Consider the following 19,981-nt stretch of genomic DNA (forward strand, 5'->3'; position numbering starts at 1 on the left):
TGCGTGAGCGAAACGTGAGAAAAGTGTGAGCGTGGCGTGAGCGGTGTGCAGGAGGGTGGCGGCGTATGAGCTCGCGTCTCCTGGAGGTCACCCGGTCATGAAGAACCCTGCGCTCACTGTCAGTTGGGGCAGGCGATTAGGCGCCTGGCTCGCGTCGTTCCTTGTCGTACTCGGGATCACGCAGGGCGTTGCGACGCCCGAGGCGCACGCGTTGCCCGCGTACCCCTATCAGAGCATCGAATGGGACATCACCGGCCTGGAGGACGGCAACAATCCGCTCGCCGCCGGGCAGTACGACAACATGATCCGGGAGCTGCGCGGAATAGCGGCGACCCCGATCGCCGGAGGCGTCGGCCAGACCACGCGGGAGGAGGGCCATGTCATCGAGGTGCAGGTCGTCCGCTATCCCCGTGGAGGTCAGCGCACGCACAACCTCTCGCTCTACTTTTGGGCGCATGACCTGTACCTGATCGGATTCACCTCTCAGGGGTACAACTACCGCTTCTCCGATACGTCGGATCTCCTGCGGCAGAGAGAGCACGCGGCGTACCCGAATGGCCACCGCAGGGCGTTCACGAACCTGGGCTACACGGGCCGGTACAGCGACCTCGGAGCCTCCGACTCGACCCGTGCCAGCGCGAACATGAACTACCAGGGCTGGACGCTGGCACGTCACCTGGATCGACTGGGCGCGGTCCGGGACAACCGGCCCTCCTCCCAGGACTACGGCAGGGACATCGCGCACATCATCGGCGCGACCTCCGAAGCCGCGCGCATGGGCTGGATCCAGAATCGCGTGTCCAACACGATCCGCCAGGGTGGAGAAGGTCCGCAGCATTTCGACTACATCGGTAGCTTCGGGGCCTCCCTGGAGAACAACTGGGGCCGGCTCTCGGCTCTCGTCAACAACCTGAATCGTGGGCAATCGGGCTCCCCGGTCAATGTCGACGGTTCGAGGTACCGCACCTTGGGCGACATCTTCAACGGTCCCGGCGGAGCGCCGGACAGAAGGCTCTCCGTGCTGATCACCAAGGGTGGCCTGTTCTGAGCTTCTGCTCTGCCCTGGCGGGCGGCGCGCTTGAGGTCCGGCCGGACACGGCGTCGCCCCGCACGCGGACTCGCTCCGCGCGCGGCGCGACGGCCCATGGCCGGGGTCTGCCCCTTGATCCCGTCAGGCCGGCCCGGTCCTAGCTCTGCGGGGGGTTGTCCCCGGACTGGTCGTGGCCAAGCTGCTGCCTGAGCTTGTCCTGGGCCGTGTCGACCTGGCCGCTGTACTTGCCCTGGGTCCTGTCGTCGACGAAGTCACCCGCCTTGTCGATTCCCTGGCCGGCCTTGTCCTCGTGGCCCTTGAGCATCTGCTTGAGCTTGTCCATGACTGACATGGGATGCCTGCCTCTCTGCTTCGCCCCCACGTCCCAGGCTTGCAGCGCCGCGCCCGATCCGCATCCGGTGGCTGCGACGCCCCCTGGAATCAGGCTTCGGCGGGCTTTTTCGCTTCCCCGCCTCCTGGCCCCCGGCTACCCTTTGGCGATCTTGCGGACGGTTACGACGGGCGCGGCGGTGGCCGTCGTAACTGCGGGGAGGAGCGGGATGGCGAGCTGGTACGGCCGCCTGGTGTTCCGGACAGGGCCCAACAAGGGACGTTTCGGTCGCTGAGTGAGTGCCTTACGGCTCATGTCCCGGCCGGGGCACCGCAGTTGATGTGAAAAGGTGTTCCCGTCGCCCGTGGGCAAGGGGCCGGGGCGGCTGTCGAGAGGAGTGCGGCGTGCTGCAGGACGGCTTTCCCGCTGAGGCGATAGACACCAGCAGGCCGCATCCCGCACGGATCTACGACTACCTGCTCGGCGGCAAGGACAACTACGAGGTGGACCAGCGGGCCGCCGACGCGCTCGCCGCGGTGGCGCCAGAGGCGCGGATCGGCGTCCGGGCCAACCGCGCCTTCCTGCAGCGCGCCGTCCGCCACGTCGTCGGCCACGGCGTCCGCCAGATCCTGGACATCGGCACCGGCCTGCCGACCTCGCCCAACGTCCACGAGACGGCCCAGGCGGTCGCCCCGGACGTGCGGGTCGCGTACGTCGACAACGACCCCATCGTGAAGGCGCACGCCGACGGACTCCTCAGCCGTACCGGCGAGACCAGCATCGTCCTCGGCGACCTGCGCGACCCGGCCGCCATCATCGCCCACCCCGACGTCCACCGGGTGATCGACTTCGAGGAGCCGGTCGCCCTGCTCCTCGTCGCCGTCCTCCACTTCCTCACCGACGCCGAGCAGCCGGAAGAAGTCGTCGCCACCCTGCGGGACGCCCTGCCCGCCGGCAGCTTCCTCGTGCTGTCGCACGCCACCGGCGACTTCGCCGACCGCAGCGAGGCCCAGGCCGTCTACAACAACGCCAGCGCCTCGCTGAACCTGCGCTCCCGCGGCGAGGTCGAGCGGTTCTTCGACGGCTTCGAACTCGTCGAGCCCGGCCTCGCCCAGGTGCCGTTCTGGCGCCCGGACACCCCGCCGGAGGAGCGGGCCCGCGAGATCGGTTTCTACGGGGGCGTGGCCCGCAAGTCCGGCTGAGCGCCTCACGGTTCGAGCCGGCGGCGGTCCTCCTCGTCCCACGCGCGGGTGTCGCGCGGCTGCACGTACGGCTCCTGATCCGCCGGGAGGCCGCCCGCCACGGCGCGCTGCCGGGCCATCTCCGCGTCGAACTCCAGGCCGAGCAGGATCGCCAGGTTGGTGATCCACAGCCACACCAGAAAGACGATCACGCCCGCGAAGGTGCCGTATGTCTTGTTGTACGAGGCGAAGTTGGCGACGTACAGCGCGAAACCGGCGGAGGAGGCCAGCCAGATCAGCAGCGCCAGGAGGCTCCCCGGCGTGATCCAGCGGAACCCGCGGACCTTCGCGTTCGGCGTGGCCCAGTACAGGAGCGCGATCATCACCGTGACGAGGAGGATGAGCACCGGCCACTTGGCGATCGACCACACGGTGAGGGCCGTGTCGCCGACGCCCAGCAGACTGCCGGCCTCCTCGGCCAGGGCGCCGGTGAACACGACGATGAGCGCGCTGACGACGGCGAGGACCATCAGCACCACGGTCACGCCGAGCCGTATCGGCAGCACCTTCCAGATCGGCCGGCCCTCCGGCATGTCGTAGACGGCGTTGGCGCTGCGGATGAAGGCCGCCACATAGCCGGACGCCGACCACACCGCGATCGCCAGACCCACGATCGCCATCACCGAGCCGGTCCCTGCATTGCCCTGCAACTGCCGTACGGCGCTGCTCAGAACATCCCGTACGGCGCCGGGGGCGAGGTCCTCGATGCTGTCGAGGACCTCCTGGGACGCCGACCGGCCGACGATGCCGAGCAGCGAGACCAGGGTCAGCAGCGCCGGGAACAGCGACAGGATGCCGTAGTAGGTCAGTGTCGCGGCCCGGTCGGACAGCTCATCGTCCTTGAACTCCTTGACGGTGCCCTTCAACACCGCCCACCAGGAGCGTTTGGGCAGCTCGGACGGGGTGTCCGGGGCCCGTCGCTCGACCTGTTCGCCGGGCCCGACATCCGTGTCCGGCCTGCCGGGGGCCTCGTGACCGTCCGGAGCGTGCTCGCCGTGCTTCCCTTGCCGTTTCGGAGTCCACACCATGTTTCTCCGGGTATCCGGAAGCGCGCGGTCCATCCCGGGATACGCGCATCAATTCCGCGGCGCCCGTACCCGCACCCGCTTTACGCCCACCAGGACCCGGTACCGTTCACGCGCCGCGAAGTCGCCGCGGCGCCACACGATCGGGCGCCCCACCTCCGCGCAGAGATGGAGGATCGCGTCCTCGCCCGCCCACACGCCGACATGGGCGCCGTACGCGTTGTCGGAGGCGTTGAAGAGCAGCAGGTCGAGGGGTTCGGGCACCCGCACGCGGGCGGTGGCGGCCGTGTCGTCCCACAACTCCGCCGAGCGCAGGGCCAAGGGCGGCAGGCCGAAGTGTTCGAGCACGGCGTAGGCGAAGAGCTGGCAGTTGCCGCCCGCCGCGATGCCGGGGCGGGCGGCGACGGCGGGGGACCCGGGAAAGCGTGCCCCGTCGTACGGGACGGTCCAGAAGCGGGCCGGGAGCCGTGACTTGATCGATTCCATGCGTCCATGGTCGTCGTGGTCGACAATGGCGGGGCGTCGCAAGGTCGTTGTCAGGCTGGGCTCGACAACTGGCCTGCGGTGACAGGCCCGTGAGCCTTGCGTCCACGCCGCTCGGGGCGCCACGTGGCCACCACCGCCGCGGCCAGGAGCAGTTCGGCGATGTCCCCTCCGTAGTACATGATCTCCGCGCCGCCCCGGACCTGGTCGATGGGCGCGTGGACCCGGACCCAGAAGCCGCCGTACATCAGCTGGGAGATCACCGCGTGTCCGGCGATCGCGGCGCCCAGCCAGACCAGCCGCGCGCGCACGCCCGGCCGGGCGGGGGCGGGGTCGGGGCCCGCGATGACGTGGGCGAACAGACAGCCGGACAGCAGGAAGTGCGCGTGGAGCAGCCAGTGACCCGCCGGGTGGGCGGTGATCGTGTCGTGGAGCGGCGTGAAGTAGAGGGCGGCGAGACCGCCCGTCGACAGGGTCAGCGCGACCGCGGGGCGGGTGAGGAGGCGGGCGGGCGGACTGTGCAGCACGGCGGTCAGCCGGCGACCGCCGGACGCCGGGAGCACCCGCAGCAGGAGCGTGACCGGGGCGGCCAGGACCAGCGCGAGCGGCGCGTACATGCCGATGAGCATGTGCTGCACCATGTGGCCCCGGAAGTCCTCGTGCGCGAAGGGCGCCACGGGCGGTGACAGGGCCACGCCGATCAGGAGGGCCGCGGTGAGGAACCACGCCGTGCGCCAACGGCTCCAGCCCAGGGGCGGGTTGCGGCGGCGGGCCCGGCGGACGAGGAGGAGGTAGGCGCCGACGGCCGCCAGCAGGACGAGCGCGGGCAGCAGCGCATCGAGGCCGCCGCCGTCGCCCCCGCCGTGCCGGTGAGCGGGCATGTGGTGGTCCATCAGGCGGTCCGGCCCGCACCCCGGCCCGCGGGCGTACCGGTGTCGATCGGGCGGCCGCCACGCTGGAGGAGGTGGCCGGCCGCGACCAGCAGGGCGCCAAGGGCGAGGAAGCCGATGTCCCACCAGACCTGGCCGTCGCCCGCGTGGACGTGGTGGATGCCGAGGATGTGATGGTCCAGCACGCCTTCGACGAGGTTGAACAGGCCCCACCCGACCAGCATCCAGCCCCACAGCACCGGCGAGGCCCACAACCGCAGCCGGTTTTCCGTGACCCGCGCGTACAGGATGCCGATGCCCAGCAGGACCGCGAGCCAGCACACGGTGTGGAAGATGCCGTCCCAGACGGTGTTCATCTCCAGACCGGAGACGGTGTGGGGGTTGTAGTACTTCACGCCGATGTGGTCCTCGTTGGTGCTGCTGAGCATGTGATGCCAGCGCAGCAGCTGATGCAGCAGGATGCCGTCGACGAACCCGCCCATCCCCACCCCGAGCACGATGCCCGGCAGCCGGATGCTCGTCGGTCCTGCGATGCCGGCCGGGGTGCCGCCCGTCGTCGTCGCCATCACTCGTCTCCGCTCCTGCACCTGGGTGCGCCGGGAATCTGTTGCCGGGAATGCCTTACGAGCAGGTTCCCTGCCCGAGGCGTTCCGCACGCGGCGAAAGCGGCCATCCGGCGAAGGGAGCCAAAGCGGTCATCCGGCGAAAGCGGCCTCAGAGACTCGTCAGGATCTGAGGGGAGAGAATCTTGATCATCGTGTTCGTCCAGCGCATCTGGCGCAGGGTTCGCGGGTGGCACGCCGAGGCCACGGCGAGCGGCTTCTCCTCCTTGGCGGCCTGTGCCGCCTGCGCGAGCATCTCCCAGTGCAGGGAGTTCTCCGCGGCGGCCAGATGCAGTCCCCGCAGATCGCGCAGGAGAAGCGAACCCGGCTCAGGGCCGCTGTCCGCCGCCTCGTCGGTGCCCTCCCCGAGCGTGGTCAGGGCGCCGGGCAGGGGCCGCTCGCCGGGGTCGCGGAGGTCCGCGCCGTACGCGTGCGCGGTGTCGGTCAGGCGGCGGACGTGCTCCCGCGACCACTCGGCGAGGTCGGTGGCGACGTGGTGGACCTCGTGCTCGGCCAGATGCCGTTCCGCCGCGGCCGTCAGGAGCCGCGCGAGGTGCTCCTCGCCGTCGTGGAGGGTCCGCAGGGCGCGCAGGAGCCCGTTCATTCGGCCGCCTCCCCATGGGTGTCCCGGGCCACGTCGTCCGTCCGGGCGACCTGCGCGGAGCGGCCCCCGGCCGTGGCCGGCACGGCGTCCGCGCGGCAGGGGGCGGAGGCGGTGGTGGTCGGTGCGGGGGCGACGCGGCCCGCGCCGCGTTCGACCAGCCGCAGCGCGGCCGCGGCCGTCTTGAACAGGGGTTGTTTGGAGACCGGGTCCCAGTCGGTGCTCGTCGCCTCGTTCGCGGCCCGCCCCGGGGTACCGGCGTCGTGGCCGTGCCCGCCCTCGGTGTCCCAGTAGCCGTAGTGGAAGGGGAGGAACAGCAGGCCGGGACGCATCTCTGTCACCCGCAGCCGGCCCCGGACCGCCCCGCGCGGCGTGGCCACCTCCACCAGGTCCCCTTCGCCGAGGCCGAGCCGGTCCGCGTCGGAGACGGAGGCCTCCACCCACATGTCGGGGGCGGCCGCGTCGAGCTGGGGGGTGCGCGCCGTCTTCGTCCGGGTGTGGAAGTGGTAGAGGGTCCGGCCGGTGGTCAGCTGGAACGGGTACCGCTCGTCGGGCTCTTCGTGGGGCGGCAGATACCCGGCCGCCTTGATCACGGCCTTGCCGTCCGGGTTGAGCGCGCGGTACGCGTCGGCATCGTCCGCCGCCCCCGTCAGCAGGTCCTTGCCGTACGACTCGCAGACATCGGGCCCGGCCCAGCTGATGCCCTCCGTATAGAGACGTTCTGTGCCGTCCGGGGCCGCGTCGTTGCAGGGCCACTGGATGCCGCTGCCCCCGCGGAGCCTGTCGTGGCTCAGTCCCGTGTAGTCGCACGGCCGGCCGGCGCTGCACTCTTTCCACGCCTCGAACGCGGACGGCGGGTCGTGCCAGGTGATCAGCGGGCCGCCGTCCTTGTCGCGGAAGTCCATGCGGGCCGCGTAGTCGAGGAAGATGTCCAGGTCGGGCCGGCCTCGCCGGGCGGTTCGACCGCCTTGTCGGACAGGTGCACGGTGCGGTCGGCGTTGGTGAACGCCCCGGTCTTCTCGCCCCAGGTCGCCGCGGGCAGCACCACGTCGGCCAGTTGGGCCGTCTCGGTGAGGAACAGGTCCTGCGCGACGACGAAGAGCCGCTCCTGGGCGAGGACCGAACGGATCCGGGACAGCTCGGGCAGGGAGACCGCCGGATTGGTGCCGCTGATCCACAGCATGCGGATCGACCCCTGCTCGGCGTAGCGGAACATCTGCAGGGCGTGGGTGGGCGGGGCGTAATGGGGGATCGTCCGCGGTTCGACGTTCCACACCCGCGCCAGGTCGGCGACGTGGTCGTCGTTCTGCCAGTTGCGGAAGCCCGGCAGGTCGCCGTTGGCCCCGCACTCCCGGGTGTTCTGCGCGGTGGGCTGGCCGTTCATCTGCAGGATGCCGGCGCCGGGCCGCCCCAGCATGCCGCGGATCAGATGCAGGTTGTTGACCTGGACGGCCGCGGCGGTGGCCTGATGCGACTGATAGACGCCCTGCAGCACGGTGGACAGGAGCCGGTCGGCGGTTCCGATGACCTCGGCCGCCTCCTCGATGCGGGCGGCCGGCACGTCACAGATGGCGGCCGCCCACTTCGGCGTGGACTCCTTCACCTCCGCCACCAGCTCCTCGAAGCCCACGGTGTGGGCGGCGATGTAGTCGTGGTCGACGCGGTCGGTACGGATGATCTCGTGCAGCAGGGCGTTGAGCAGGGCCAGGTTGGTGCCGGGACGCGGGGCGAGGTGCACGGCCGCCCTGCGGGCCGGCGGGGTGGGGCGCGGATCGACGCAGACCAGCCGGGGCGGGTCGTCGCCTGCCAGCCGGTCGAGGACGCGCATCCACTGCACGGGCTGCGTCTCGGCGAGGTTGTGGCCGAAGAGCGCGATCACGTCGGCGTGGTCGATGTCGTCGTAGCAGCCCGGCTGCCCGTCGCAGCCGAAGGACTCCTTCAGCGCCTCCGCGGCGGTGGAGGTGCAGAGTCGGGTGTTGCCGTCGAGGTGGTTGGTGCCGATCCCGGCGCGGGCCAGGACCGCCAGGGTGTAGTACTCCTCCTAGAAGAGCTGGCCGCTCGTGTAGAAGCCGATCGACCCGGGGCCGCTCTCATGCAGCAGGGCCTGCGAACGGGTGACGATCCGCTCCATCGCGGTGGCCCAGTCGCACTCGACCAGCCGCCCGTCCCTGCGGACCAGCGGCCGCGTCAGCCGGTCGGGGGAGGCGTTGGCCTGCCACGCGAAGAGGTCCTTCGGGCCGAGGCGGCCCCGGTTGACCCGGTCCCGCACGCGGCCCCGCACCCCGACCATCCGGCCGTCGACGACCGCGATGTCCATCGCGTCCCCGTCCGAGTGCAGGAGCGACGCGGCCTGCACCCACCGCTGCACCCCCTCGGGGTCGGTGCCTTCCGCCAGGTAGGTGTCCCTGCGCATGGGCCACGGTTCGTGTCGCCCGTATGGAGTACGGCTGCCCCACGGGTGCGCGATCCGGTCCATCGAAGGGTCCACGGTCATCTCCCGGCGGGTACGGACGGCACGGCGGCGGGCCGCGCGTCATCGGTACCCGTTGGCGCCACCGTCTAACGGCCGCCGCCTCCCGCCCCCGCGGGCCCGGGACCTCGTTACGGTTCGCCGCCGCGGGGAACACATGGCGCGTCCACCGATACCGAGAGAACCGCAGCTGTGAAACGGAGGCTTGTGATGACGAAGGCCCGGGACATCATGACCGGCGGGGCCGGGTGCGTCGGCGAACAGGAGACGGTGCTGGACGCCGCCCGCAAGATGACGGAGCTCGGGGTCGGGGCGCTGCCGATCTGCGGCACCGACAACCGGCTCAAAGGCGTGCTCACGGACCGGGACATCGTGGTGAAGGTCCTTGGCGCGGGCAAGGACCCCGCCACCTGCCGGGCCGGGGAGCTCGCGCAGGGCGAGGCGGTGACCATCGGCGCCGACGACGACGCGGACGAGATCCTGCGCACCATGACCGCGCACAAGGTGCGGCGGCTGCCCGTCATCGACGGCCACGACCTGGTCGGCATGGTCGCCCAGGCCGACGTCGCCAGAGCGCTGCCCGACCCGAAGGTCGGCGACCTCCTGGAAGCCCTCTCCACCGACTGAACCCGACGCGACGGGCCGTGGGGTGCCCCCCACGGCCCGTCGCCGTCGCCGTAGTCGTCAGCGCGAGTCGGTGTAGCCGCCCGTGGCCGCGATGGTCTCGCCGACCGTGTAGCTGGAGTCGGCGTCGCTCGCGAGATAGACGTACGCCGGGGCGATCTCCTCGGGCTGCGCCACCCGGCCCAGGGGCGTCTGCGCGCCCAGGTTCTCCAGGTAGTCGTCGGTGAAGCGCTGGCCCGCCAGGTTCAGCGCGCTCCAAGTGGGTCCTGGCGCCACGATGTTGGCCCGGATGCCCTTCTTCACCAGGTGCGGGGCGATGGACTTGGTGAAGACCACGACGGCCGCCTTGGACGCGGCGTAATCCATCATCAGGTCACTGCCCTTGAGCGCCTCTTCGGAGGCCGTCGCGATGATCGAGTCGCCCCGGGACAGATGGGGGACGGCCGCCATCACCAGATGGAAGTAGGCGTAGACGTTCGTCTTGAAGACCCGGTCGAAGTCGTCCGCCGTCAGCTGGTCCAGCTCGGTCTGGCTGTTGAGGTAGGCGGCGTTGCTGACCAGGACGTTCAGGCCGCCGAGTTCGTCGACCGTACGGCGCACCACCTCCTCGCAGAACGCGGCGTCGCACAGGTCGCCGGGGAGCAGCAGACACCGGCGTCCGAGGGCGGTGACCTCCTGTTCGACCTGCTTGGCGTCCGGCTCTTCCTCGGGCAGGTAGACGATGGCGACGTCGGCGCCCTCCCGCGCGTACAGGAGCGTCACGGCGCGGCCGATGCCGGAGTCCCCGCCCGTGATCAGCGCGACCTTGCCGGCGAGCTTGTCGGCGGGCCGGTAGTTCCTGGCCCGGTAACGCGGGGCGAGCTCCATCTCGGACTCGAGCCCCGGGCGTCGCAGGCGTTGCACCGGGTAGGGCGGGAAGAGCTCGTCCGACACCTGGGCGGAGGCGGACGCGGCGTTGGGGGCACCGTTGGTGTGGTCGGGCATGGCGGAGGGACCTCCTGAGAACCCTGGGGGCTGTGTGCGGCCTGCCGGGCGGGCGCGGTCGCCCGCCGGGCGGCCTCAGTCGGTGGAGAGCGCCTCGACCAGGCGTCCCGCATCGGGCGCGTCGAGGGCCCGGGCGGCGTCGGCGAGGGCGACCATGCCGACGAGGTCGGTGCCGTCGATCACCGGCAGGCGCCTGACCTTGTGCCGGGTCATGGTCGCGAAGATTTCCTCCGCGCCGTCGTCGGCGCCGATGGTGACGGCTTCGCCCTGCGCGAGGGTGCCCGTCTCCACCTCCGCCGGATCGAGCCCGGCGCCGAGGACCTTCACCACGATGTCCCGGTCGGTCACGACACCGACGAGCCGGTTGTTCTCACCGCAGATGGGCAGGGCGCCCACCTGGAGTTCCTTGAGCTTGCGTGCCGCGTCGAGCGCGGTGTCGTGTGCCCGCACGCAGTGCGCGCCGCCGGTCATGATGTCCCGTGCCTTGGTCGTCGCCACGGTGGACCACCGTCCTTTCCGAACCTTGGGGCTCCGGCGCACCTTCAGTACCGGAGGCTATGGTTCGGGTGACCGGGTTCGGCTCCCGTGAAACGGGTCCTAGGCGTCCAGGACCCGCCGAACCGCCTGCTGGGCGGCGTAGAAGTCGGCGTCGGAGACGCCCGGGTCGTCCTCGATCCGGTCGAGCCACTCCGAGATCTCCTCGGGGGACCACAGGTCGAAACCCTTGGGAATGTCCAGCGTCGTGGTGCTCGCGCGCAGCTCTTCGGCGGCGACCGCTTCCTTGACGCTGCGTGTGCTCACTTCGATCATCGTGTTTCTCCCTTCGAGGCTTACGGGGCCGGGGGGTTGTGGGCGTATGGGGGACGGACGGGCGACCCTGCCAGACATCCGCCGGGGATGTCCAACGGGGATGTCCGACCCGTCGCGCGCGCGTTCGCCGATCAGAGGCCGGCGCGGGCCACGACGTCGCTGAGCGCCTTGCCCAGGGGGAGGTCGATGCGGGCGTCGGCCCACCGGTCGCCGCGCGTGGCGCCCTGGTTCACGATCAGGACCGGGGTACGGGACTCCGCCGCCCGGCGCACGAAGCGCAGCCCGGACATGACGGTGAGGGAGGAGCCCAGGACGAGCAGGGTGGCGGCCCCGTCGACGAGGTCCCGGCACGCCGCGACCCGCTCCGGCGGCACGTTCTCGCCGAAGAACACGACGTCCGGCTTGAGCGCCTCGGTGCCGCAGGCCGCGCATGCCACCAGGTGGAACTCACGGACCGCCTCGTCGGACAGGTCCACGTCGCCGTCCGGGTTGACCCGCGCCGCGTGGTGGCGCAGGGCGACGGCCTCGAAGCGGGGGTTGGCCGCGCGCAGCCGGTCGTCGAGCTCCGCGCGGGAGCTGGGGCGCCCGCAGCTCATGCAGATCACCCGGCTCAGGCTGCCGTGCAGCTCGATCACGTCCCGTGCCCCCGCGGCCTGCTGCAGCCCGTCGACGTTCTGCGTGATCACGCCGCTGACGAGGCCCGCCCCGGCCAGGGCCGCGACCGCCCGGTGCCCGGCGTTCGGCCGGGCCCCGGCCATGGCCCGCCGGCCCAGCTGGCTGCGGGCCCAGTACCGCCGGCGGGCATGGGCGCTGCCGGTGAACTCCTGGAAGGTCATGGGCACGTGGTTGCGGCGGAAGGAGCCGTTCTCCCCGCGGTAGTCGGGGATGCCGGACTCCGTCGACAGCCCCGCTCCACTGAGGACGACGACGCCTCCCGCGCGCACGGCGGCGACGACCGGCGCGAGGTCGGTCGAGGCAGGAGGCAGGTCGCCCTGAGGCTCCCAGGTCAGCGTGGGTCGCGTCCTCATGCCGCCACCTTACGTACCGGCCGGTCGCACCGTCCCGGACAACCAGAAGTGCCGCCCCGGGCCGGTGACCGCGGACGCCGCCCCGACTGGGCAACTGGGCCTCCTCGCGGCGTCATCGCGGCGGCGGGACTGGACCATTGGACCAGCGAATCCTGTGTCAGTTGAGCCAGGAGGCCTTGAGGTGGTGTGATGGTCTTGTCGATGGCGCTGCGGAATTCCGCGGCGCCATTTCCATGTGGGCAGGACGAGCCAACCGAAAGGGGCGGGAAAGCTGTGCTGAAGAGGGTGTTCGTGGCGCCAGATCCGGGGCGGGCGCGGTTGCGTTTCGCACTGCGGGCCGTCCTCGGCATCACCTTGGCGGTGACCCTGTGCGGGCTCGCCGGGCACTCGCTCGCCGGGTCGATCACCGGCGGGCTCGCCGCGCTCCTCGCCCTGTTCACCGTCACCGACACGACCGTGCGCGGTCAGGCGGTCACCACCGCGCTGCTCCCGGCCGTCGGCTTCCCGGTGCTGGCCCTCGCCGCCGGGCTGCACGACTATCCCCTGGCGCGCGACGCCGCCTTCCTCGCCGTCATGGGAGCCGGGGTGTACGCCCGGCGGTGGGGGCCGCGCGGCCACTCCCTCGGCGTCTTCGCCTTCATGACCTTCTTCACCGCCCAGTTCCTGCACGCCGAGCCGGGACAGCTGCCGCAGCTCTACGCGGCGGTCGTGATCTCCCTGCTCGCGTCCTCGGCGGTGCGGTTCGGGGCGTGGTGCTACGAGCGGCGGCTGCCGCCCGCCGTGGTGCCCGCTCCGCCGGCCGGCACGGGACTGGCCCGGGCCACGACGCGCCAGGCGATCCAGGCCGTGCTCGGCGGCGCCTTCGCGCTCGCCGTCGGACAGGCGCTGTCCGGCGACCGCTGGTACTGGGCGGTGGGCGCCACCTGGTGGGTCTTCGTCAACACCACCTCCCGCGGAGAGACGCTCGTCCGCGGATTCCGCAGGGTGCTCGGGACGGTCCTCGGGATCGGCGCGGGTCTCGTCCTCGTCGTACCGCTGAACGGCGCGGCCGTCCCCAGCGCCCTGCTGATCGCGGTGAGCGTCTTCGGGATCTTCTACACGGCCGCCGTCTCGTACTCCTGGATGATGCTCTCGGTGACGGTCCTCGCGGGGTCCCTGTACGGCCTCCTCGGCGTACTGGACACCGGCCTGCTCGCCCTGCGGCTTGCCGAGACCGGTGTCGGGGCGCTGGGCGCGGTCCTCGCGGTGCTCTTCGTCCTGCCCGTGACCACGCACGCCACGACCGACGCCTGGATCGAGCGGGCGCTGCGCTGCGTCCACGGCTGCACGGAGGAGGCCGCGGCACGCCTCGGCGGCACCGCGTCGGCCGACCCCGCACCCCGCGTCGCCGAACTGGAACTGCTCCTCGGCCGCGTCCGCATGTCACTGGCCCCGCTCGTGCACCCGCTCAGCCCCCTGCGCGCCCGCAAGGGCCGCGCCCTGCAGGTCCTCGCGCTGCTCGACGACTGCGCACGCGAGGTGCGAGGACTCGCGGCCATCGCCGCCGACCCGGAGGCCTCCCACGACGCCCGCCTCTCCGCCGCGTGCTGGCGCGTCGAGGCGGCGGTGGAGGCGCTGACGTCGCCGGGCGGCACCCGGCGCGAAGGGGAGCCCCACGCCTCGCTCCAGCCGGCCGCCGGCCACCACCCCGCACTCGCCCACCTGCACGGCGTGGAGCGGGCCCTCGCGGCGCTCGCCGGACCGCTGCAGCGGGAGGAACCGGCGCAGATCGCGTGACCTGAGGGGCGCTGTGCGGGCGTGGATGACGCCGCCTGCGACACCATCGGCAGGTCGGGTGGTGCGGCCTCCTCGCCAAGCGCCTGACCTGCTGCGATGAGCCCACCCTGCAGCGCAGGGAGAGGGCTCAGGGCCCCCTCCTCCTGTTTGCCAATGGCGCCAAAGTGGTGTCACCATGCGTCATGGATCTCACGCCGTACGTCGAAACACTGCACAGGGAACTGGCCGTGGCCGCCGAGGCCGGGGGCGACGAAGCCCGCGAGCTCGCCGAGCGGCTGACCGCGCCGCTGGAGTCGGCCACCCGCCTGACCCTGCTCAACGTACTGTCCGCCGCCATGGACGAGGTCACCCGCGAACTCGCCCCCGGCTCGGTCGACGTACGGCTGCGCGGACTCGACCCGGACTTCGTGGTGACGCTCCCGCAGCCCGAGGACCGGACGGAACCACACGACACGCCCGCCCCCGCACAGGCCCCGGTCCCCGCCGACGCCGGCGAGGGCGGCACCGCCCGTGTCAACCTGCGCCTGCCCGCCGCCCTCAAGACCCGCGCCGAGGAGGCCGCGAGCCGCGAGGGCCTGTCGGTCAACGCCTGGCTTGTACGGGCCGTGTCGGCCGCCGTCGACGGGGGCGCGCGACCGCGTACGGCGGAGCGGACCCGCACCCTCGGACAGAACTTCACCGGCTGGGTGCGCTGACCGCCCCGGGAGCTGCCCCGGGGCGCCGTCGCGCGCCGCGCCCCGCCCCGCGCGCCCGCGGGCATCACGCCCCGATCCGCGCATGTGTGCCGGGCATCTCCAAGGGTGGATCAGCCGGGACGCGGGGTAGTTGCAGGGCTGACGGTCGCGGCCCGTGCGGGAGCGGACCGCATCCGGAACCGCTCGGCGGGCGCGCGGGCACAGCGCTCGCCGAGCGGCCCCCAGGCCGCCCATCGTGCGCCGACACCGCCGCCTCCGCGACACCCCGCCCCGGCACCGCCCGCCACCTCCGGTCGCCCCCTGGTCTAGACCGACTGCTAGCGTCGGCCGCACGAGCGGCGCCCCCACGAGGCGCCCCGGCCGAGAGGGGACTGGCAGTGGTCGTCGGCAGAGACGCGGGACGGGCGTACATCGGATCCTTCACCGCGGCCGGAGGACCCGGAGTCCTCGCCGCGGACGTCGACCCGGACACCGGCGCACTGACGCTCACCGGCGCCACGGACGCGGTCGCCGACCCCTCCTACCTCGCGCTCTCACCCGGCGGGGACACGCTCTACGCGGTCAGCGAGACCTCCCCGGACGGCGCGGTGGCCGCGTTCCGCACCCACGGCGGCACGCCCCGGCTCGCGGGAGTGCCCGTACGGGTCGGCGCCGCCCCCACCCACCTCGCCCTGCACGACGGGCACGTCCTCACCGCCAACTACCGTTCGGGCAGCGTCACCGCGGTGCCGCTGCGCGCCGACGGCTCCCTCGCGCCCGCGCCGTCGAGCGAACTCCGGCACACCGGCTCCGGCCCCCACCCGCAGCGCCAGCAGGCCCCCCACGCCCACCAGGTCCTCACCGACCCGAGCGGCCGCTGGGCGGTCAGCGTCGACCTCGGCACGGACTCCGTGCGCGTCTGCGCGCTCGGCGACGGCGAGCTCTCCCTGCACCGCGAGGTCGCGCTGCGCCCGGGATCCGGGCCGCGGCACCTCGTCTTCCACCCCCGCGGCGACCGCGCGTACATCCTGAACGAGCTCAGCCCCACGCTCACCGTCTGCGCCTGGGACGCCGTCGACGGCGCGCTCAAGCCGCTCGGCGAGCTGCCGGTCCTCGCGGAGTCCCCGGACGGCGACACCTACCCCTCCGAGATCGTCGTCGCCCCCGATGGGCGTTTCCTGTGGACCGCCACGCGCGGTCCCGACGTCCTCTCCGTCATCGCGCTCGACGAGGCGGGGGACGCGCCCCGGCTGCTCGCCACCGTGCCGTGCGGCGGACACTGGCCGCGCGACCTCGCCATCGACCCGGCGGGGCGGCACCTGTACGCGGCCAACGAGCGCTCCGGGGACGTCACCTGGTTCACCATCGACCAGGAGACGGGCCTCCCGCGCCGCACGGGCTCTGTCGAGGTCCCCGCGGCCTCCTGTGTGGTCTTCGGCTGAGCACGCCGCGCCCGGAAGCGGCCGGGCACGACGAAGGGCCCGCCCCCACATCGGGGCGGGCCCTTCGCCGTACGGACAGAACGCGCCGCGACCGCGTGGCGATCGCGTTGCGGACCGGATCAGTGCACCGGCGCGCCCGAAGGCTGCTGCGGCGTGATGCCGAGCGTCGTCGTGTACTTGGCGAGCGCCAGCTTGCCGATCGCGGGGTAGGGGCCGAGCGGCTCGGCGACGGAGCAGCCCGCCTCCTTCGCGGCCGCGTCCAGCAGCCCGGCGTCCAGCTCGGGGCCGATCAGGTACGGCGCCAGCGCCAGCTGGGCCGAACCCGAGCCGCGCAGCTGCTCGGCGATGGCGGCGATGGAGCCCTCCTCGTCGAGCGCGGCGGCCATCACCGGCACCGCGAGGCGCGCCGCGAGCAGCATCCCGGTGATCCCGGCGGCCTGCACGGCCTCCTCGCCGCCGACCGTGGCGAGCACGATGCCGTCGGCGGCCGTCGCCACGGTGAAGAGGCGGGCGCGGTCGGCGCGGGCCAGGCCGGCCTCCGAGAGGCGCACGTGCAGCGCCTCGGCGAGCAGCGGGTGCGGGCCGAGCACGTCGGTCAGCTCGGCGGCGGCACCGCTGTCCATGACGGCCTGCCGGATGCGGCGCATCAGCGCGGCGTCGGGGCCCGCGAGCAGCGGCACGACGACGGCCACGGGGCCCTCGGGCTCGGCCACCTCGGCGCCGGCGGCACGGGCACGCTCGACGCGGGCGGTGCGCTCGGCGGCGGCGTGCGCGAGCACGGAGTGCAGCGAGGGGAACTCGGGGAAGGACGTGACGGTGGCGTCCTCCTCACCGTCGACGTAACCGATCCTGGCGTCCAGGCCGGGCAGCTCGGAGCGGGCGATGCTCACGACTTCCTCGGCGAGGCCGCGCGTGGTGGTGCTGGGGGCGCCCGGCACGGCGAGAACAAGTGCGGGCGCGCCCTCAGGAGCCGCGACGGGCTCCGGACGGCGGTGCCGGCCCGGCTGACGGGGGCGCGGCATTCGTACAGGCAGGCCGGATGCGGGCCCAGTGGGGGAGCTCATGCGCCCGCATGCTACTGGCTTGCGGACCATCGCTGTTCGGGGAGGGTGCAGGTGGGCGGTATAAGTCCGTTTTTGTCTGATGAATTACGTAGAGGTCAACTGTCGCCTTCTCTCTGCACGGAGAGCAGGCGCGCGTCGAGCGGGAGCCGCAGCCGGTCCGCGGCCACATCGGCCGCCATGCGCAGCGCGCCGTCCAGCGGATCGCCGGCCGCGGGGACCCGCCGCGCCTGCGGCAGTTGGTCCGCCAATTCCTCGTACAGGGGTACGAGCAAGGGGTCGCCCAGCTTCAACAGGCCACCGGTCAGCGCGACTTCCGCGCCCGGCGTGCGGGGGCAGACGGCGGCCGCGGAGGCGGCGATGTGGCGGGCGGCCTCCCGCAGGATGTCCTGCGCCACAGGGTCGTCCTGGGCGCAGCCCGCCACGTCGGGCGCGAACGAGGCGAGGACGGCGGGCCGGTCGGTGCGGGGGTAGAGCTGCCCCGGCAGACCCGGCAGGGGACCGAACCGCTCCTCGGCGCGTGTGCGCAGCGCCTTCGAACCGCCCGCCCTGCCGTCGTGCGCCCGCATCGCCGCCTCGAGTCCGGCGCGGCCGATCCAGGCTCCGCCGCCGCAGTCGCCGAGCAGATGACCCCAGCCGTCGGCGCGGTGCCAGCCGGCGAGGTCCGTGCCGATCGCGATCATGCCCGTGCCCGCGGCGACGACCGCTCCGGGACGGTCGCCGAGCGCGCCCGCGTATGCGGTGACGGCGTCCGCGGCGAGCACCGTACGGCGTACGCCCAGGGCTCGTTCGAGCGCGGACGGCAGCACGGCACGGAGGTCGTCACCGAGGGTGCCGAGGCCCGTGGCGCCGACGCAGACCGCCGTGATCCGGCCGCCGCCCGCCTGTTCGAGGAGCGCCCGCGCCATGGGCAGCAGCTGTTCGAGGAAGTGCCCCGCGTCGATGCCCCGGGGCCCGGTGCGCACCGGATCGGCGGAGCGCACGGGGCCGATGGGGCGCACCGGATCGGACCCGTGCGGGCCGCGCGGGCCGTGCGGGCCGGGCGTGAACCGCAGGGCGGCCCGCACTCCGGTGCCGCCCGAGTCGACGCCCAGTACGCACGCTTCGGGGGTCACGGCAGCCGCCAGTCCACCGGCTGCGCCCCTTGCCGGACCAGGAGATCGTTGGCCCGGCTGAACGGGCGCGAGCCGAAGAAGCCGCGGTCCGCGGACATCGGCGACGGATGCGAGGACTCCACCGAAGGCAACTGCCCGAGCAGCGGGCGCAGATTGCGCGCGTCACGGCCCCACAGGATCGACACCAGCGGCTTCCCGCGTGCGGCCAGTGCCCGGATGGCCTGTTCGGTGACCTCTTCCCAGCCTTTGCCCCGGTGCGCGGCCGGTTTGCGCGGGGCGGTGGTGAGCGCTCTGTTGAGGAGGAGGACGCCCTGTTCGGTCCAGGGGGTGAGGTCGCCGTTCGACGGGGCGGGCAGGCCCAGGTCGTCGCCCAGCTCGCGGTAGATGTTGATGAGGCTGCCGGGCAGCGGCCGCACGTCGGGCGCGACCGAGAACGACAGCCCCACCGCGTGGCCGGGCGTGGGGTAGGGGTCCTGACCGACGATCAGGACGCGGACGTCGTCGAAGGGCTGATGGAACGCGCGCAGGACGTGCTGCCCCGACGGGAGATAGGTGCGTCCCGCGGCGATCTCCGCGCGCAGGAAGTCCCCCATCGAGGCGATCCGTTCGGCCACCGGCTCCAGGGCCTTGGCCCAGCCTGGTTCGACGATTTCATGCAAGGGTCGTGGTGCCACGGCGTCACCCTACTGCCGTAACGGCGGGGTCGATCAACCGATGGCCGCGGCCCGCACGCAGAGCACGTCCGGCAGGTGCGAGGCGAGCAGTTGCCAGCTGTCGCCGTCGTCCGCCGACGCGTACACCTCGCCGTTGCGATTGCCGAAGTAGAGGCCCGCCGGATCGCAGTCGTCGCTCGCCATGGCGTCGCGCAGCACCGTGCCGTAATGGTCCTCCTGGGGCAGGCCGGCGCTGAGCGGCTCCCAGCTCTCGCCCGCGTCACAGGTGCGGTAGACGCGACACCGGTGGTCGGCCGGGACCCGGTCGCTGTCCGCGGTGATGGGGAAGACGTAGGCCGTGCCGCCGCGGTGCGGGTGGGCGACGGCCGCGAAGCCGAAGGTGGACGGCAGCCCCTCGCCGATGTCCGTCCAGTGCGCGCCCGCGTCGTCGCTGCGGTACACGCCCCAGTGGTTCTGCAGATAGAGGCGGTCCGGGTCGGCCGAGTCCCGGGCGACCTTGTGCACGCACTGGCCGAACTCGGGGTCCGGATCGGGCAGGAACACCGCGGAGACGCCGCTGTTCGACGGGGTCCAGCTCTCGCCCCCGTCCAGGGTGCGGAAGACGCCGGCGGTGGAGACCGCGACGGTCACCGCCCGCGGATCGCGGGCGTCCGTCAGGACGGTGTGCAGGCCCTCTCCGCCGCCGCCCGGCACCCACTTGGAACGGGTGGGGTGCTCCCACAGCGGGCGCACCAGCGAGAAGGACTCGCCGCGGTCCTCCGACCTGTACAGCGCGGCGGGCTCCGTGCCCGCGTACACCACGTCCGGTTCGGCGGCGGACGGGTGCAGCTGCCACACGCGCTCCAGCGAGGCCCCGGTGTCCTTGGGGAACTTCACGGCCGGCTTCGACGGCTCGGTCCAGCTCCGGCCGAGGTCGTCGGAGTGGAAGACGGAGGGGCCCCAGTGCGCGCTGTCACCGCCGACCAGAAGGCGCGGGGTGGGTCCGCGGGTGTCGATGGCGACGGAGTACACCGCCTGCGCGTTGAAGTACGGGCTGTCGTCGAACTCCCAGGCGCCACCTCGCCTGCGTCCGATGAAAAGGCCCTTGCGCGTGCCTACGGTCAGGATGATGTCGGCCATG

20 protein-coding genes and 1 pseudogene are annotated in these 19,981 nt (G+C 72.6%); 6 read left to right on the plus strand and 15 right to left on the minus strand.

Translation table 11 applies throughout. The features are described from left to right. Positions 1-97: 97 nt before the first annotated feature. Positions 98-1,048 (plus strand): ribosome-inactivating family protein, encoded by a 951-nt coding sequence (locus tag ACZ7DY_RS15210; RefSeq protein ID WP_471134926.1) that lies wholly within the window; start codon positions 98-100, stop codon positions 1,046-1,048. A 139-nt stretch (positions 1,049-1,187) separates the two neighbouring features. Here the strand turns inward: ACZ7DY_RS15210 and ACZ7DY_RS15215 are convergent, their stop codons facing one another. Beyond that, positions 1,188-1,382 (minus strand): antitoxin, encoded by a 195-nt coding sequence (locus tag ACZ7DY_RS15215; RefSeq protein ID WP_471134929.1) that lies wholly within the window; start codon positions 1,380-1,382, stop codon positions 1,188-1,190. Positions 1,383-1,765: 383 nt separating this feature from the next. On the opposite strand from ACZ7DY_RS15215, the gene ACZ7DY_RS15220 reads away from it, so the two are divergent. Beyond that, positions 1,766-2,563 (plus strand): SAM-dependent methyltransferase, encoded by a 798-nt coding sequence (locus tag ACZ7DY_RS15220; protein ID WP_471134932.1) that lies wholly within the window; start codon positions 1,766-1,768, stop codon positions 2,561-2,563. 5 nt (positions 2,564-2,568) lie between these two features. Here ACZ7DY_RS15220 and ACZ7DY_RS15225 read toward each other — a convergent pair whose 3' ends face one another. The 6 genes and pseudogenes from ACZ7DY_RS15225 to ACZ7DY_RS15250 form a co-directional block, all read right to left on the minus strand. Then, a complete protein-coding gene (locus ACZ7DY_RS15225) occupies positions 2,569-3,630 on the minus strand; it encodes a YihY/virulence factor BrkB family protein (protein ID WP_471134934.1) in 1,062 nt (353 codons plus the stop codon). Positions 3,631-3,678: 48 nt separating this feature from the next. Then, a complete protein-coding gene (locus ACZ7DY_RS15230) occupies positions 3,679-4,113 on the minus strand; it encodes a hydrolase (protein WP_471134936.1) in 435 nt (144 codons plus the stop codon). Between the two features lie 50 nt (positions 4,114-4,163). Further along, positions 4,164-5,003, minus strand: coding sequence for a cytochrome c oxidase assembly protein (locus ACZ7DY_RS15235; protein WP_471134937.1), 840 nt, complete (start codon positions 5,001-5,003; stop codon positions 4,164-4,166). Next, complete coding sequence (locus ACZ7DY_RS15240) at positions 5,003-5,566, minus strand: DUF2243 domain-containing protein (RefSeq protein WP_471134940.1); 564 nt, start codon at positions 5,564-5,566, stop codon at positions 5,003-5,005. The genes ACZ7DY_RS15235 and ACZ7DY_RS15240 overlap by 1 nt, the downstream gene beginning before the upstream one ends. Positions 5,567-5,714: 148 nt before the next feature. Beyond that, entirely contained in the window at positions 5,715-6,206 is a 492-nt protein-coding gene (locus ACZ7DY_RS15245) for a hypothetical protein (protein ID WP_471134943.1), read from the minus strand. Beyond that, positions 6,203-8,697: pseudogene (locus ACZ7DY_RS15250) on the minus strand (molybdopterin oxidoreductase family protein). The gene ACZ7DY_RS15245 and the pseudogene ACZ7DY_RS15250 overlap by 4 nt, the downstream one beginning before the upstream one ends. 186 nt (positions 8,698-8,883) lie before the next feature. On the opposite strand from ACZ7DY_RS15250, the gene ACZ7DY_RS15255 reads away from it, so the two are divergent. Beyond that, a complete protein-coding gene (locus ACZ7DY_RS15255; RefSeq protein WP_471134945.1) occupies positions 8,884-9,300 on the plus strand; it encodes a CBS domain-containing protein in 417 nt (138 codons plus the stop codon). 57 nt (positions 9,301-9,357) lie between these two features. Here the strand turns inward: ACZ7DY_RS15255 and ACZ7DY_RS15260 are convergent, their stop codons facing one another. The 4 genes from ACZ7DY_RS15260 to ACZ7DY_RS15275 form a co-directional block, all read right to left on the minus strand. Further along, positions 9,358-10,281: an SDR family oxidoreductase gene (locus ACZ7DY_RS15260; RefSeq protein WP_471134948.1), complete on the minus strand. Its 924-nt coding sequence runs from the start codon at positions 10,279-10,281 to the stop codon at positions 9,358-9,360. Between the two features lie 75 nt (positions 10,282-10,356). Next, the gene (locus ACZ7DY_RS15265; RefSeq protein WP_471136657.1) at positions 10,357-10,752 is read right to left on the minus strand and encodes a CBS domain-containing protein; all 396 of its coding nucleotides are present in this window, start codon (positions 10,750-10,752) and stop codon (positions 10,357-10,359) included. Positions 10,753-10,878: 126 nt separating this feature from the next. Then, positions 10,879-11,082 carry a hypothetical protein gene (locus ACZ7DY_RS15270; RefSeq protein ID WP_471134950.1) on the minus strand — a complete coding sequence of 68 codons (204 nt, stop codon included), beginning with the start codon at positions 11,080-11,082 and terminating at the stop codon, positions 10,879-10,881. Between the two features lie 140 nt (positions 11,083-11,222). Then, positions 11,223-12,119: an NAD-dependent protein deacetylase gene (locus tag ACZ7DY_RS15275; protein WP_471134953.1), complete on the minus strand. Its 897-nt coding sequence runs from the start codon at positions 12,117-12,119 to the stop codon at positions 11,223-11,225. Between the two features lie 273 nt (positions 12,120-12,392). Here ACZ7DY_RS15275 and ACZ7DY_RS15280 point away from each other — a divergent pair, with 273 nt between their 5' ends. The 3 genes from ACZ7DY_RS15280 (at position 12,393) to ACZ7DY_RS15290 (ending at position 16,011) form a co-directional block, all read left to right on the plus strand. Further along, positions 12,393-13,895: an FUSC family protein gene (locus tag ACZ7DY_RS15280; RefSeq protein ID WP_471134955.1), complete on the plus strand. Its 1,503-nt coding sequence runs from the start codon at positions 12,393-12,395 to the stop codon at positions 13,893-13,895. A 182-nt stretch (positions 13,896-14,077) separates the two neighbouring features. Continuing rightward, entirely contained in the window at positions 14,078-14,590 is a 513-nt protein-coding gene (locus tag ACZ7DY_RS15285) for a hypothetical protein (RefSeq protein WP_471134957.1), read from the plus strand. Positions 14,591-14,967: 377 nt separating this feature from the next. Beyond that, complete coding sequence (locus ACZ7DY_RS15290; protein ID WP_471134959.1) at positions 14,968-16,011, plus strand: lactonase family protein; 1,044 nt, start codon at positions 14,968-14,970, stop codon at positions 16,009-16,011. Positions 16,012-16,130: 119 nt separating this feature from the next. On the opposite strand, the gene ACZ7DY_RS15295 is transcribed toward ACZ7DY_RS15290, so the two are convergent. From ACZ7DY_RS15295 to ACZ7DY_RS15310, 4 genes are all read right to left on the minus strand, one after another. Further along, complete coding sequence (locus tag ACZ7DY_RS15295) at positions 16,131-17,075, minus strand: sirohydrochlorin chelatase (RefSeq protein WP_471134962.1); 945 nt, start codon at positions 17,073-17,075, stop codon at positions 16,131-16,133. Positions 17,076-17,170: 95 nt separating this feature from the next. Next, the gene (locus ACZ7DY_RS15300; RefSeq protein ID WP_471134965.1) at positions 17,171-18,187 is read right to left on the minus strand and encodes an N-acetylglucosamine kinase; all 1,017 of its coding nucleotides are present in this window, start codon (positions 18,185-18,187) and stop codon (positions 17,171-17,173) included. Then, positions 18,184-18,861, minus strand: a complete 678-nt coding sequence (locus ACZ7DY_RS15305; protein WP_471134968.1) for a uracil-DNA glycosylase — start codon at positions 18,859-18,861, stop codon at positions 18,184-18,186. Before ACZ7DY_RS15305 ends, ACZ7DY_RS15300 begins: the two co-directional genes overlap by 4 nt. A 33-nt stretch (positions 18,862-18,894) precedes the next feature. Continuing rightward, positions 18,895-19,980: a WD40/YVTN/BNR-like repeat-containing protein gene (locus ACZ7DY_RS15310; protein ID WP_471134970.1), complete on the minus strand. Its 1,086-nt coding sequence runs from the start codon at positions 19,978-19,980 to the stop codon at positions 18,895-18,897. Position 19,981 lies beyond the last annotated feature (1 nt).

Source organism: Streptomyces sp. NPDC037013 (assembly GCF_055607265.1).

What these genes read in the sequence shown, in the direction of transcription:
- ACZ7DY_RS15210 (WP_471134926.1), top strand. Translation starts at nt 98, where the DNA reads ATGAAGAACCCTGCGCTCACTGTCAGTTGGGGCAGGCGATTAGGCGCC.
- ACZ7DY_RS15215 (WP_471134929.1), bottom strand. Translation starts at nt 1,382, where the DNA reads ATGTCAGTCATGGACAAGCTCAAGCAGATGCTCAAGGGCCACGAGGAC.
- ACZ7DY_RS15225 (WP_471134934.1), bottom strand. Translation starts at nt 3,630, where the DNA reads ATGGTGTGGACTCCGAAACGGCAAGGGAAGCACGGCGAGCACGCTCCG.
- ACZ7DY_RS15230 (WP_471134936.1), bottom strand. Translation starts at nt 4,113, where the DNA reads ATGGAATCGATCAAGTCACGGCTCCCGGCCCGCTTCTGGACCGTCCCG.
- ACZ7DY_RS15235 (WP_471134937.1), bottom strand. Translation starts at nt 5,003, where the DNA reads ATGGACCACCACATGCCCGCTCACCGGCACGGCGGGGGCGACGGCGGC.
- ACZ7DY_RS15240 (WP_471134940.1), bottom strand. Translation starts at nt 5,566, where the DNA reads ATGGCGACGACGACGGGCGGCACCCCGGCCGGCATCGCAGGACCGACG.
- ACZ7DY_RS15245 (WP_471134943.1), bottom strand. Translation starts at nt 6,206, where the DNA reads ATGAACGGGCTCCTGCGCGCCCTGCGGACCCTCCACGACGGCGAGGAG.
- ACZ7DY_RS15255 (WP_471134945.1), top strand. Translation starts at nt 8,884, where the DNA reads ATGACGAAGGCCCGGGACATCATGACCGGCGGGGCCGGGTGCGTCGGC.
- ACZ7DY_RS15260 (WP_471134948.1), bottom strand. Translation starts at nt 10,281, where the DNA reads ATGCCCGACCACACCAACGGTGCCCCCAACGCCGCGTCCGCCTCCGCC.
- ACZ7DY_RS15265 (WP_471136657.1), bottom strand. Translation starts at nt 10,752, where the DNA reads ATGACCGGCGGCGCGCACTGCGTGCGGGCACACGACACCGCGCTCGAC.
- ACZ7DY_RS15275 (WP_471134953.1), bottom strand. Translation starts at nt 12,119, where the DNA reads ATGAGGACGCGACCCACGCTGACCTGGGAGCCTCAGGGCGACCTGCCT.
- ACZ7DY_RS15285 (WP_471134957.1), top strand. Translation starts at nt 14,078, where the DNA reads ATGGATCTCACGCCGTACGTCGAAACACTGCACAGGGAACTGGCCGTG.
- ACZ7DY_RS15295 (WP_471134962.1), bottom strand. Translation starts at nt 17,075, where the DNA reads ATGAGCTCCCCCACTGGGCCCGCATCCGGCCTGCCTGTACGAATGCCG.
- ACZ7DY_RS15310 (WP_471134970.1), bottom strand. Translation starts at nt 19,980, where the DNA reads ATGGCCGACATCATCCTGACCGTAGGCACGCGCAAGGGCCTTTTCATC.